Origin of the sequence: Mesorhizobium sp. M0293 (assembly GCF_040321735.1) — a bacterium.
GTDB lineage: Bacteria > Pseudomonadota > Alphaproteobacteria > Rhizobiales > Rhizobiaceae > Mesorhizobium.
Genome location: NZ_JAMYSA010000142.1, coordinates 1 through 13,259, shown reverse-complemented (window position 1 = coordinate 13,259; position 13,259 = coordinate 1). Strand labels below are relative to the sequence as shown.

Annotated in this window: 7 protein-coding genes and 2 pseudogenes; 6 read left to right on the top strand and 3 right to left on the bottom strand. The window is 59.0% G+C overall.

What is annotated here, in order from left to right; translation table 11 throughout:
* Positions 1 to 81: 81 nt before the first annotated feature.
* The 3 genes from NKJ06_RS31100 to NKJ06_RS31090 form a co-directional block, all read right to left on the bottom strand.
* Positions 82 to 1,632: an ABC transporter substrate-binding protein gene (locus NKJ06_RS31100; RefSeq protein WP_352811870.1), complete on the bottom strand. Its 1,551-nt coding sequence runs from the start codon at positions 1,630 to 1,632 to the stop codon at positions 82 to 84.
* 492 nt (positions 1,633 to 2,124) lie between these two features.
* Positions 2,125 to 3,567: a M81 family metallopeptidase gene (locus NKJ06_RS31095; protein WP_352811868.1), complete on the bottom strand. Its 1,443-nt coding sequence runs from the start codon at positions 3,565 to 3,567 to the stop codon at positions 2,125 to 2,127.
* Positions 3,568 to 3,728: 161 nt separating this feature from the next.
* The gene (locus NKJ06_RS31090; protein ID WP_352811866.1) at positions 3,729 to 4,637 is read right to left on the bottom strand and encodes a LysR substrate-binding domain-containing protein; all 909 of its coding nucleotides are present in this window, start codon (positions 4,635 to 4,637) and stop codon (positions 3,729 to 3,731) included.
* A 104-nt stretch (positions 4,638 to 4,741) separates the two neighbouring features.
* Here NKJ06_RS31090 and NKJ06_RS31085 point away from each other — a divergent pair, with 104 nt between their 5' ends.
* The 6 genes and pseudogenes from NKJ06_RS31085 to istB form a co-directional block, all read left to right on the top strand.
* A complete protein-coding gene (locus NKJ06_RS31085; RefSeq protein ID WP_352811864.1) occupies positions 4,742 to 6,286 on the top strand; it encodes a trimethylamine methyltransferase family protein in 1,545 nt (514 codons plus the stop codon).
* A 41-nt stretch (positions 6,287 to 6,327) separates the two neighbouring features.
* Positions 6,328 to 7,494, top strand: a complete 1,167-nt coding sequence (locus tag NKJ06_RS31080; protein ID WP_352811863.1) for a mandelate racemase/muconate lactonizing enzyme family protein — start codon at positions 6,328 to 6,330, stop codon at positions 7,492 to 7,494.
* Between the two features lie 65 nt (positions 7,495 to 7,559).
* Positions 7,560 to 9,998, top strand: coding sequence for a GcvT family protein (locus tag NKJ06_RS31075; protein ID WP_352811862.1), 2,439 nt, complete (start codon positions 7,560 to 7,562; stop codon positions 9,996 to 9,998).
* A 45-nt stretch (positions 9,999 to 10,043) separates the two neighbouring features.
* Positions 10,044 to 10,469: pseudogene (locus NKJ06_RS31070) on the top strand (FAD-dependent oxidoreductase); the annotation flags it as partial.
* A 669-nt stretch (positions 10,470 to 11,138) separates the two neighbouring features.
* Positions 11,139 to 12,399: pseudogene (gene istA / locus NKJ06_RS31065) on the top strand (IS21 family transposase).
* Positions 12,399 to 13,259, top strand: an 861-nt coding sequence (gene istB / locus NKJ06_RS31060) for an IS21-like element helper ATPase IstB (RefSeq protein ID WP_352811857.1), incomplete at its 3' end; no start/stop codon positions are given. The pseudogene istA and the gene istB, both read left to right, overlap by 1 nt.

Sequence of the window (13,259 nt, the reverse complement as noted above, 5' to 3'; positions counted from 1 at the left end):
GTCTAGACAACTCAAGCGAATCACAACGGACGGGGCCACTCAACCGCTTCCACGCCCAATCCCGAGTTTCGGGTCAGGCTCTTAGGCTTCAAACCAGCAACGGGCGAAGTTTTTCGCTTCGCCATGGAAGTGATCGCCCACGAAGCCCTGGACCTTCTTCGCCAGCCCGTTAATGGACGCTGCAAACATCAGGGTGATATGGCCTGCGTCTTCCTGCACCATTTTCGCGGCATCATGGTAGATCTGCTTGCGCTTCTCGACGTCGAGTTCCGACCTGGCCTGGACAAGGAGTTTATCGAACTCCGGCCGGTGCCAGTAGCTATCATTCCACGGCGAGTCACTTGCGAAGGGCTGCGTAAACGCCTGATCTTCAGTGGCAAGGCTTCCAAAGTAGGAAACGCAAAACGGCTTTTTCATCCAGACATCACTCCAATAGCCGTCACCCGGCACACGTTTCGGATTGATGGTGATGCCGGCTTTGGCTGCCGATTGCTGAAAGATCTCTGCTGCGTTGACCGCCCCTGGAAATATTGTTTCTGACGCGATGAGCTCGATCGGGCCGCTATGACCGGACTTCTTATAATAGAAGCTCGCTTTGTCGGGGTCGTACTCGTGCTGCGGCAACGGTGAATAAAGGGGGTAAATTGAATTAATAGGGTTGTCGTTACCGATCGAGCCGTAACCAGACTGCGTAGTTTTCAGGACAAGCTTGCGGTCAACCGCGTATTTGAGCGCAAGCCTGAGATCAGGATTATCGAAAGGCGCTTGGTCGGTCCGCATGAGGAAATAGTAGAACGTGGTCGTGTCGGCTACATCGATCTTGACGGACGGTGCACTCTTCATGCGTTCGACAAGTTTCGGTGTGATTTTCGAGGCGAAATGTGTCGTCCCGCCCAGAAGTGCCGATAGCCTTGCAGAGTCGTCGTTGATGACCACAATTTCGAGCTCATCGAAATTCGGCTGCTCGGGCCTGAAATAGTGGGGATTGCGTTGGAAACTGTAGCGAATGCCTGGTTGCGCAGCGGTTAGAATGAAGGGTCCAGTTCCGATCCCCTTGCTCGGATCCTCTCCTTCGGGTTGGGCGATGATGTTCGTCATCAGGTAGGGGAAGTTGACGTCAGGCGCTGTCAGGACAACCGACACCTGATAAGGGCCGTCCGAGGTAATGTCTTGAATGTCCTTCATCAGCGGGGCATAGCTAGACTTTGAAGCAGGATCGCGGTGCCGGTTCAGCGAATAGACCATATCGCTGGCAGTTAACTTTTTCCCGCTGTGAAAGGTTACGTCCTTTCTCAGTACAAAATTCCAACGTTTTGCGTCGTGGCTCGGCTCCCAGCTCTCGGCCAATTCGCTCCCTAGCTCTCCATTCGCTGTACGTTCCAGCAACCGATTGCCAAACTGATAGGAAGCAAACACCCCCGCAGATGCAATGATATTCGTGGGATCAAGCGTGTCGGTTGATGATCCATTGTCGACTCCGACGACAAATTTTCCACCTCTGGTTGGGGTCTGCGCCCGTGCCATGGAAGCAGCAAGGGAGAGAACCAGCCCGGCTCCTAATCCCGCGGCTGATGTGGAAAGCAGTTTGCGGCGGTTTATCAGAAACTCCGGAGTTTTGCCGTCCTGTGTCATTATATTCCCCTTTTTTGTGATCTGTGTTGATAAGCGCGGTGGCTGGTTTGGCCCATCAGAGTTCCCTGGATACAGACACTTGGCCACACCGGTCCGACACCTACTTTTCAGGTCCCGCGCTATTGGGCGGGCTCGTTTGAACCCCTGCTCCAGGATCGCGAGGCTACTGCTGGAGCGGCGGCTCCATCATGCCTCAGCCGCGCGTTGTCGCCGTCACGTTTTCTCTTCCCGTATAAGTGTGATTGGTGAAAACCTGCAGGTAAACCGCAATTATTATGATGTCGGCATAAGTGAAGTTTATGCAGGCCGCCCGACAGGCGACATCACAGCAATCGATCGCACCCATACTCGACGCTCTCTTCCTGGCCGCAGGCGGCGACGCCGGCCAGGCTAAATAAGGCCGAACTAAGGATTACCGCCCTTTAGTCGCAGATGCGCAGCGTGACCGGATGAAGGCATTGGAACACCTACGGCGTCTGCAGCTGGAACCGCCTAAGCGAACGGGTCGTCGACGCGCGGCCAAAAGTTCATGTCGCGACGTGTGAAGGGGATCAGCCCGGTGTAGGGGTTAACCCGTCCTGGAGTGGCGCAAAAGACGACTTCAGAAGCGATGACCGAGAACGGCCCGAAGAAATGAAACAGCGATTTCACAACGACCAGCCGTTTGCCGGCGAGGCGGATACCCAGCTGTTCGAAGGCCTCGGGATGGTAGACCTGGGTCCGCAAATCATTGACGACAACGTCGATATCGCCCGGCATCTTAAGCCAGACCATCGTCCCCAAGGGTTCCAGACCCGCTCCGAGGTGCTGGCCCAAACCTGGAATGATCCGCATGATGCGACCCGAAACGTCGAGTGGTTGACCCGAGGCCGGTTCGGTCTTGCCACCGAGGCGAACCTGAATATCGGCACCTTCCCCTGCGTCCTTGCACTGACGTACAGTCATCGGGTCCCAATAAAGGCCCGAGGCCACATTGGTTACGCCTCGCGCGAGCAACTCGCGCAGGACATGGACCGCATCGCCTGGAGCGCCAGCCCCAGAGTTGTCGGACATATCGGCAAGCACGACCGGGCCGGACGAAGCTGCGAGCGCGCGATCAAGCCCGGCCTGAAGGTCGGGATATTCAGGGACCAACTGATGCCGCAGATCGAAGAACGCACCCCCCAGCCGATTAGCCGTCTCCTCGGCGAGGGCCTTGTCACTATCTGCTACAACCAGCATCCGGGCGCCGGTTTCGGGCAGATCCGCCCAAGGGAAGCCGTGGCCAAGCGACACCGAGAGAACGCCCGGTTCCTTTTCGGTGGCTTTCATTTTTGCAACGAAGTCAACCATCGGGCCCTGTTTGGTTAGGAACAGAGAGACCATACGGCAATCGAATAGAGCCATCACGGGTGTGACTTCCCCGCGTTGGCTACGACGTGCGAGTTCGAATAGCTCTTCTGCCCTTTCGGAGGCATCATCGTGCGGATACTCCTTGAAGCAAACAACGAGATCGGCCGTTGCTATCAGCGGCTCCGTCAGGTGGCAGTGGCAGTCGAGGGCGACCCCAATAGTGGCGTCAGGACAGATGACGCGCACGGCTGCGACGACATCCGCCTCACAGTCATCGCAGCCCTGCGCGACCATCGCACCATGCAACTGAAGCAGGACGACGTCGACCGGACCCGCGGCTTTGAGATCACGAACGATCTCGTCCTTCAGCGCGGCATAAGCCGCCCGCGTTGTGAGGCCTGCGGGCTCCGCAATTGCGGAAAGACTCTCAGTGATCTTCCAATCCAGCGCTTCCCCCCGGGCCCGCCAGACGTGGAGCGCTTCCGTCATAAGATTCGGCGGGTCCCGCGTGGCCGTGCCGTGCCGAAGGTAATAGTCCTCATAGTTCCGCAAGCCCGTCGGAACTGGCGAGAAGGTGTTGGTTTCCGTGGAAAGCGTCGCCATGAACAAATGCAAATCGTCAGCCTCTTGGTAGCGTGAAAGTCTTGGGCGCAGCGGTGCGCCCGGCGTTCGGGTCGGTCCTTGAATTCAATCGCGTTCCTTGAGTGGCCGGTGCACAAAAAGCCGCAACACGAGGCGGCGACCTGCGCAGACCGGCGCTCTTGTCACGATTGGTCATTCGGGGCACCTTCGATGATCCAGTCCTTCACCAGATTTGCTTCCGGAGCGAGGTCTATCGAACGGTTGCTGACAATGTAGAACGCATACCCTGTCGCCCAGTTGGCGGGGAGGGCTTGAACGAGCAATCCTTCGCTCAACGGATGGTTGACGAGGTGCGTCCAACCTAACGCGACGCCTTGTCCGCCGATCGCTGCTTGCACCACCAAGCTGTAATCATTGAGTCGAAGTCCTTCACCGACGTCGAGGAAGTCTATGCCAAAATGGGCGAACCAGTCCCTCCAGCCCGGACGTGGCCGGTGGGGCTCGTCAAGGTGGATGAGAGTCCGTCTGGCGAGATCCGGCAAATCGCGTGGCGCGCCGGACTGCGAAAGATAGGTGGGGCTGCAGACCGGGATAAGGTTCTCGCCGCCGAAACGGAAGGCGCGGTAGTTGGGCCAGTCTCCCAACCCACGGCGGACACCGATCAGATGGGGGTCCGGCCCCAGATCGGTGTCCCTGTCCGCCGTCTGGATGCGGATCTCAATTTCCGGATGTTGCGCTCGAAAACTCGGCAACCGTGGGATCAGCCAGTGGCTGGCAAACGCCGTTGATGACGACAAGACAACATGCTTGTCCTCAGTCGTCCGTCGAACAGCCTCGGCCGATCGGGCAATATGGCCGAGACCCATTGCAACATCGCTGTAGAAGCGCTGGCCGGCTTCCGTCAAAGCGATCCGTTTATGCTGCCGCACGAACAGGTCAACGCCAAGGTCACTCTCCAGGCTTTTAATGGCTGAGCTCACAGCGGCTTGGCTGACTCGGAGCTCCTCGGCCGCATTGGTGAAACTAAGATGCCTCGCTGCGGCCTCAAATGTAATGAGGCCGGCCGGGCTCGGGATGCGTAAACGAAGCATTGAATAACTTCCACTTATGCAGACATTAGACAAACTGCCGTTTACCTGCATCTTTCTATCAACTAAAACTATATCAGGAAATGAAAAAGGGAAGACTTAAAAGCATGTCCGAGCCAGAGGCGCCGACTACTCGAGCACGGGGCCGCTCGAATCGACGTGCCGCCCCCGGTGGCCACGAAGCTGCGGCTGTTCTTGCCGGCGTCGAACTTCGCATCAGACCTTACGACCTCCTTTCCGAAGAAGGGCTGCTGGCGATCGAGGACGCCGCCGCGACTATCCTGGAAGAAATCGGCATTGAATTCCGGGAAGATCCGGAGTCGCTCGACCTGTGGCGGGCGGCAGGCGCCACGGTCGACGGCGAGCTGGTGCGCTTTCCGCGAGGGCTGCTCGGTTCGATTTTGAAAACCGCGCCTTCGACTTTCACGCAGCATGCCCGAAATCCGGCGCGTTCCCTGAAAATCGGTGGACCGCATGTCGTGTTCGCACCGGCGTACGGTTCGCCTTTTGTGAGGGATCTCGATGGCGGACGCCGATACGGCGCACTCGTTGATTTCCAGAACTTCGTCAAACTGGCCTATTCGATCCCGTGGCTGCACCATTCGGGCGGAACGGTGTGCGAGCCGGTCGACATTCCGGTCAACAAGCGGCATCTCGACATGGTGTCCGCCCATCTGCGCTATTCGGACAAGCCCTTCATGGGCTCGGTCACTTCAGTGGAACGGGCCGAAGACTCGATCGAAATGGCCCGCATCGTCTTTGGCCGCGAGTTCGTTGACCAGAACTGCGTCATCCTTGCGAATATCAACGCCAACTCTCCGCTCGTTTTTGATGCCACCATGACAGGCGCGCTCAAGGTTTACGCGCGCGCCAACCAGGGGGCGGTGATTGTGCCGTTCATCCTCGGCGGGGCGATGGGGCCGGTGACAACACCGGGCGCCATTGCGCAGTCTCTTGCCGAGACCATGGTGGGCTGTGCCCTGACCCAGCTGGTGCGCCCCGGTGCTCCCACCATCTTCGGCAACTTTCTGTCGTCGACCGATCTGCGTACCGGATCACCAACCTTTGGAACGCCAGAACCGGCATTGGGATCGCTGGTCGTGGGTCAGCTGGCACGGCGGCTAGGCCTGCCACTGCGGTGCTCGGGCGCATTCACCTCGTCAAAGGTGGCTGACGGTCAGGCGATGGCGGAAAGCGCGGTCGCTATGCAGGCCGCCGTCCAGTGCGGCGCCAATTTCATCCTGCATTCGGCCGGTTGGCTCGAAGGCGGGCTTACTATGGGCTATGAGAAGCTGATCCTCGATGCTGACTTCTGCAGCGCCCTGCATGTCTACATGGCGGGTCTCTCCGTCAATCCAAATCAGCTGGCGCTCGACGCGTTCCGCGAAGTCGGACCGGGGAAGCATTTCTTCGGCTGCGGACACACCATTGCGAATTATCGAACGGCTTTCTGGGAGTCGGAAGTCGCTGACAACAACAGCTTCGAACAGTGGCGCGACGCAGGGGAAAAGGATGCCCTGGTACGCGCTAACGCGCGCTGGAAGAAGCTGCTCGCGGAGTACCAGGCTCCTCCTCTCGACGTAGCCATTGACGACGAGCTGGCCGAATTCTGCGCACGGAAAAAATCTGCGCAATCGGACCAGTGGTACTGAGCCACCGTCAAAGCCAAATTTTTTCAACTTCAGGCAGAGCAATGAAGATCCGTTCTATAAAAGCGACTCCTGTAAACATCCCGCTGGAAAAGCCACTCTGGTGGACGGGTGGTCATTATCCCGGCACCTCCAAGGTGATCGTCGAAGTTGAAACAGACCAGGGGCTTGTGGGCCTTGGCGAAGCGCCGTCTGTCGATGTCTTGGCAACCATTAAGGCTATGGGCGAAAGATTGGCGGGCCAGGATCCTCTCGACATAGCATTTTGCGAGTCGTTGACTGTCCCACCATGGCAAATCGTCCAAAACACGGACGACAGTTCCGTTGTCAAAGCTTTCGGCGCGATCGAAATCGCGCTCTGGGACATCAGAGGTAAAGTGGCGCACGAGCCCCTTTATAAGCTGCTGGGGGGTGCAGTCAGAAAAGATATTCCTTTTACGGAATACTTTGGTTTCCGAGAGGGAGGAGAAATGTCTCCCCAGGCGGTGACTGACTATTGTGTACACATGCGCGAACTTCACGGCTCGACGATGTTCGAGGGCAAACTCATCTTGGGGGATCCGGTCCTTGAGATCGAGACCGTGAAGGCGCTCCGCTCCGCCTTGGGGCCCCGCGACATGATCCGGCTCGATAGCAATATGCAGTGGTCCTTGCCGACCGCCATTCGGATTCTTCGCGAAATCGAGCCTTTCGATATCAGGAATTATGAGGATCCCGTAGCCACCTTTGAAGAGATGGGCGTATTGCGCCGGCATTCTGCCATACCCTTCTCGACCCATGTCCCGGATCTCCGACGGGCTGTCCGTATCGGCGTGCCTGACTTCATCGTCACCAATTTTGCGGTTCTAGGCGGCATTTCCCGCGCAGTTCGTTTTATCGGCGCCTGTGAGATCATGGGGGTCGGATTCTGGTGTTATTCGGGCGACGCAGGGGTAGCAACAGCAGCCTACCTGCATATGTCGGCGGCAATGCCGTGGATCACGGAGCCATCGCAGTCGCTGTTTCGGTGGCAGATCGGCGATGTCATCCAGGGCGGACCATTTCGTCAGACAAACAATGTCGTCACCGTGCCCGAAGGGCCTGGCCTAGGTGTGGAGCTCGACAGACGTGCGTTAGCGACATGGCACGCACATTTTGTCGAGCATGGACCTCTCGACCACTTCTTTGATCCAGCTCAGGCCGGTCGGTTCAGAAGGCTTCCACTCGCATAAGCGTCCATCCGGCCGGCCCCTGAAGTGAATCAAGATAGCCTGCTCCAGCCAAAAAGCGGATAACCATGACAGCTGAAAAACAATTTCCAACGCACGCCCGCGCGGTCGTCATCGGCGGCGGCGTTGTAGGATGCTCCATCCTTTTCCACCTCGCAAAATTCGGCTGGAAAGACAGTGTGCTCCTTGAGCGAGACGAACTGACGAGCGGGTCAAGTTGGCACGCGGCAGGTCAAATCCACACCATCAGCTCAGATCCGAACATCAGCCGCCTGCAAGGCTACACAATCAATCTTTACAAAGAGATTGAGGAGACTTCCGGCCACTCGGTCGGGCTTCACAACACGGGCGGGTTCTACCTTGCCTCAAACAAGACCTGGTACGAATATCTCAAGCGGGAGCGGTCTAAGGCCCGTTACATGGGGCTCGACCAGGAATTCATCAGCGTCAAAGAGGCAGCTGAGCGACACCCGCTCATCGATCCGAGCCACTATCTCGCGGCGCTGTGGGACCCGCTTGACGGCGATGTCGACCCTTCAGGCGTCTGTTACGCCTATGCGAAGTCTGCCCGCGTCCACGGCGCCCAGTACTACACGCACACTCCGGTCATCGAAACCCGCCAGAGAAAGGACGGCACCTGGGACGTCGTTACCCTTAGGGGTACGATTAACGCCGAACACGTGGTGAACGCCGCCGGGCTCTGGGCGCGTGAGGCTGGGAAGCTGGCTGGCGTGACGCTTCCTGTGCAGCCCATGGAGCATCACTACCTCATTACGGAGGATATCCCCCAAATCGTCAAAAGAATGGCTGCGGGCAAGCGTCTTCCGGCGGGCATCGACTACGAGGCCAACATTTACTTTCGCCAGGAGCGCAATGGGATGCTGCTGGGCACGTACGAGCCAAAGTCCACACCTTGGAAGGTGGAGGGCACCCCGATGGACTTCGGCCACGAACTGCTGCCCTCCGACCTTGAGCGCATCGCGGACCGCCTCGAGCTTGCCTTCGAGCGCATCCCAGCCCTTGGCCAGGTAGGCATCAAAACCGTTGTGAACGGGCCCTTCACGTTCGGCCCCGACGGAAATCCGATGATCGGCCCCGTGCCCGGTCTGCAGAACTATTGGGCCGCGGTTGGTGTTATGGCCGGTTTCTGCCAAGGCGGTGGCGTCGGCCGGTCAATTGCGGAATGGATGATCGAAGGCGAACCATCCATTGACGTCTGGGCGATGGATATCTCCCGGTTCGGCAACTTCGCTACGGCGGACTGGGGCACGGTCAAGTCCTCTGAGAACTATGAGCGCCGTTTCGTCATGACGTTTCCCAATGAGACCCTGCCGAAGGGACGGAGGCAGAAAACGACAGCCCTTTACGATCGCCTGGTCGCGAAAGGTGCTGTCATGGGAGTCAGTTTCGGCCTGGAGCACGCTCTTTGGTTCGCCAACGGGCCGGAGGACGCACACGAAGAGCCGACTTTCGAGCGCAACCGCAGTCATGACTACGTTGCACGCGAAATCGAAAGTGTTCGGACGGGTGTGGGCGCCATCGAAATCGCCAACTACTCGAAGCACGAATTTGTCGGACCGGGAGCGAGGGCGTTCCTCGATCACATCCTAGCGGGTAAACTTCCCAAGCCCGGCCGGATCGCACTGACGCCGATGTTGACCCCCAAAGGCAAACTCTACGGTGACCTTACGGTCGCCTGCCTTGCGGAAGACCGCTTCATGTTGTTCGGATCTGGTGCGGCACAGGAAATGCACCGGCGATGGTTCGAGCGGCATCTGCCGACCGAGGGGGTAACCTATACGAACCGTTCCGACGAACTCCACGGGTTGGCGCTCTCGGGTCCGAAATCAAGAGAACTGCTCTCGCGGATTACGCGAGAGGACGTGTCTCACAACGCTTTCAAATTCCGCGATATCCGGGAATGCGTCGTCGGTGACATTCCGGTGATCCTCTCGCGCCTCTCGTTCTCAGGCGAACTAGGCTATGAAATCTATTGCCGACCACAGTTCCTGATCCGCCTGTTCGAAGCGGTCGAACAGGCAGGTAGTGATCTTGGGCTGCGTTTTTACGGAAGCCGCGCCCTCATGTCGATGCGCCTCGAAAAGAACTGGGGGGTTTGGACAATGGACTTCCGCCCGGATTTCGACGCAGCTGAAAGCGGGCTCTCAGCTTTTATCGACTGGAATAAGGACTTTGTCGGCAAGGAAGCCACCACCAAGGCGCGCGACAGAGGGCCCGTCCGGAAGCTTGTCGGGTTGATGATCGATGTCGACGATCGCGATGTCGTCGGAGATGAAGCCCTGCTCCAGGAAGGGTCGGCGGTTGGCTACATCTCCTCTGGGGGCTATGGGCACCGCGTCAAGAAGTCTCTTGCGCTGGGATACGTTCCGGTCGAGTTCGCTAGCGATGGCACTGTGCTGGATGTCGAAATCGACGGGCAAATGTTTCCAGCGGTGGTGATGGTCCAACCGCTCTACGATACCAACGGTGATTTGATGCGATCTTAGTTGGTTCTGTCTCTTCCAGCTGAGGTCGCAAAGGCAGGTTGGGCTCCACGCGGCGCTCATCAGGCAACCTCACGCCTGTCGTTTGCGCATCTCCCTCCGATGTTGGAAGGTGCCATCGTGATCGGCTATTCCAGGCTGGGAAACCGCGTGCGGATGTCCTCGACGGCCGAGTTCACCGTCTTCGAGCGCACGTTCGAGCCGCGCCACTCCAAAACCATCCTAGAAACCGGAAAGGACCTGTTCCCCGGCGCCTTCGACGAGAAGAAGGCGCTGCTTTGGGCGGGCCTCAGGCCGATGATGCCGAACCCGGTGCCGGTCATCGGCCAGGCGAAATACCGCAGTCTTTACCTCAAGACAGGCCACGGCCATGTTGGCTGGACTATGGCCTGTGGCTCGGGAAAGTTCCTTGCCGATCTTGTTGCCGGGCGAAAGCCGGAGATCGATCCGCAGGGACTGGTCTACGTCAACTGAGGAAGTGGTCTAAGAGACCCCTTTGATTGAGGTCGTTGAGGTCAAGATGCTCCTGCGCTTTTCTGGACCGTTGCGTGGTAGCTCGCTTCTCTTCGCGGTCGGCGCTTGGGCCGCCGCATGACCCTTCGCGTGGCGAGTGGGAGTCTGCCCCAATAGGTCTGTGATACGACAAATTTAGTTGCTTTGTCGGGTGATCGACAGGCTTGCTGAACATTTCGGTAGGCTCAGGGGTAAGTAGCCCCGAACAGCCAACTTGGCACAGAGTTTGCTCGATATTTGGGAGACCTGCAGAGGCTGCCTATTGGGGCTTTAAGGTAGTGTCGGCGCTGCAGTCACCCGAGTTGAAGGAGCATCAATGTAGAATCCTATTCTAAGCAGGATATATCTGCAGCGCGGCGATAGCGTTGGTCCCGGACGAGAATTGCGATCTCGGTCGCCATTTGTCATTCCCGTTTTCAGACCATGCTGTTGCCAGTCCTTAATCGGAGAATTATTCCGCATCTAGAGAGGAACACAGGAGATGAGAAGAATCGTGGTCGCCAAGCTTCATGGCCTTACGGTGACCGGCGCAGATCTGAACTACCACGGCTCAGTTGTCAGGCGACTGCACAATTGACCCCCTGACGACACGAAGAACTGACCCCTCTCTTTTGAGAGGAAAGAAGCTAGATGACGATTGAGATTTCTGTGACTCCTGCACCGTCCAGAGCGATGCAGGGAGAGGGGATGCTGCAGGCAGAGGAAGTCATGTCGATGGTGCGCCTGCATAAATGCGGCTGGGGCGCAAAACGGATCGCAAAGGAATTCGGTTGCGCGCGCAATACGGCTCGCCGCTACCTTCGTGAAGGCGGTGTCATCGCTTATCAGGGTCGCCCGCGCGTGTCGGCGCTCGACGGGCTTGATGATTGGTTGCGGGAGCGATTTTTCCGTCACGACGGCAACGCGGATGTTATTCGCCAGGAGTTGGCGGACGAACACGGGATCGTTATCAGCCTGCGTTCGGTGGAGCGTGGGGTACAGCATTGGCGCCGGGAGCTAAAGGCGCAGAAGCGGGCGACAGTCCGCTTCGAGACGGCGCCCGGTCATCAGATGCAGATCGACTTCGGCGATACCCGTGTTTGGATCGGCGGCGAGCGGGTGCGGATCCATGTGTTTGTCGGGACGCTTGGCTATTCGCGCCGGATGCATATCCGGGCCTCGCAGAGGCAGCGCCAGGCCGACTGGTTCGAAGGGATGGAGGGCGCATTCCTGCGGTTCGGGGGCGTTCCGGCGGAAGTCCTGATCGATAATGCGAAGGCTCTTGTCGAGCACCATGACGCGGTGACGCGCGAGGTGAGGTTTAACGCGCGGCTGCATGCCTTCGCCCGGTACTGGGGCTTCAAGCCGCGGGCCTGTGCTCCCTAAACGCGGAGTGGGCTACGTCAAGAAGAACGCGATCGCCGGGCGGCGGTTCGAGAGCTGGGCGGCGTTCGAGGCGCATCTGGACCGGTGGACGCGCGAGGTCGCCGACCAGCGCGAACACGGCACGACCGGTGTCGCGCCGGTGGAACGCTTTGCCGATGAAGCTCGCACGCTTCGCCCCCTGGCTGGGCGTGCCCCGTTCGGTCAGTTGCGGGACCTGGTCCGCAAGGTTCAGGCCGACTGCGCGATCGATCTCGACACCAACAGCTCCTCGGTCCCTTGGCGCCTGATCGGCGAGAGCGTCCAGGTCGTGGTGCTGGCAGGCCGGGTGATCATCCGTCATGCCGGCCAGGTGGTGGCCGACCATGCGCTGTGCCGAGGACGACGGCAACGAATCGTGGACCGAACGCATTTTGTCGGCGTTGCCGGCTTCGAAGGCTCGGTACGCGCCGACCCGGTCGAGATCGCGCCGGCCGCGTTGCTGCGGCCGCTTGCGGAATACGAGGCGGTTGCTGGAGGGGGTTGGTGATGACGAACGTAGATCACGACGTGCTCATCGCAACGCTCGATCGGCTGAAGCTGACGGCGATACGCGACCAGCTCGACACGCTGCTGGACGAAGCGGCCCGTTCGAAGATGACCTTGCGCGAGGCTTTGTCTTTCCTGGTATCGCGCGAGATCGCACGGCGCGACGAGCGGCGCATCTCCATGTCGAGCAAGATCGCGCAGTTCCCGTTCGTGCGCGAACTCGACGGCTTCGATTTCGACGCGCAGCCATCGGTGGACCAAGGACAGATCAGGGAGCTGGCGGCCTGCCGCTGGATTGCCCATGGCGACACGCTCTTGTTGCTGGGGCCTCCGGGAACGGGCAAGACCCATCTTGCCGTGAGCCTTGGTCGCGAGGCGATCCGGCAGAATTACAATGTCCAATTCGTCACGGCGGCGACGCTGGTGGCGATGCTGGCAAAAGCCCATGGCGACGGCTCGCTCGACAAGCAGTTGACGATCTTATCGCGTCCAAAATTGCTGATCATCGACGAGCTCGGCTATCTTCCCTTCGAGGCCAATGCCGCTCACCTGTTCTTCCAGCTGGTGTCGCGCCGATACGAGAAGGGATCGATCCTGATTACTTCCAATCGTTCGGTGGGCGAATGGGGGAGCGTTTTTGGAGATCCCGTTGTCGCAACCGCGATCCTGGATCGCCTGCTTCACCATTCCGCGGTGATTACTATCCGCGGCGATAGCTACCGTCTCCGTGAAAAACGCCGGTGGGGGCGGGGGGGGGAGGGCCGGGCCGCGCCCCCCCCCCCCCCCAAAAAAAACCCAAAAGAGGGGGGGGGGGGGGGGGGGGGGGGGGTGAAGAAAAGCGCGCCCCCCCCGCTCGCCGCG

Coding starts and splice junctions, on each gene's coding strand:
- NKJ06_RS31100 (WP_352811870.1), bottom strand. CDS start 1,632: ATGACACAGGACGGCAAAACTCCGGAGTTTCTGATAAACCGCCGCAAA.
- NKJ06_RS31095 (WP_352811868.1), bottom strand. CDS start 3,567: ATGGCGACGCTTTCCACGGAAACCAACACCTTCTCGCCAGTTCCGACG.
- NKJ06_RS31090 (WP_352811866.1), bottom strand. CDS start 4,637: ATGCTTCGTTTACGCATCCCGAGCCCGGCCGGCCTCATTACATTTGAG.
- NKJ06_RS31085 (WP_352811864.1), top strand. CDS start 4,742: ATGTCCGAGCCAGAGGCGCCGACTACTCGAGCACGGGGCCGCTCGAAT.
- NKJ06_RS31080 (WP_352811863.1), top strand. CDS start 6,328: ATGAAGATCCGTTCTATAAAAGCGACTCCTGTAAACATCCCGCTGGAA.
- NKJ06_RS31075 (WP_352811862.1), top strand. CDS start 7,560: ATGACAGCTGAAAAACAATTTCCAACGCACGCCCGCGCGGTCGTCATC.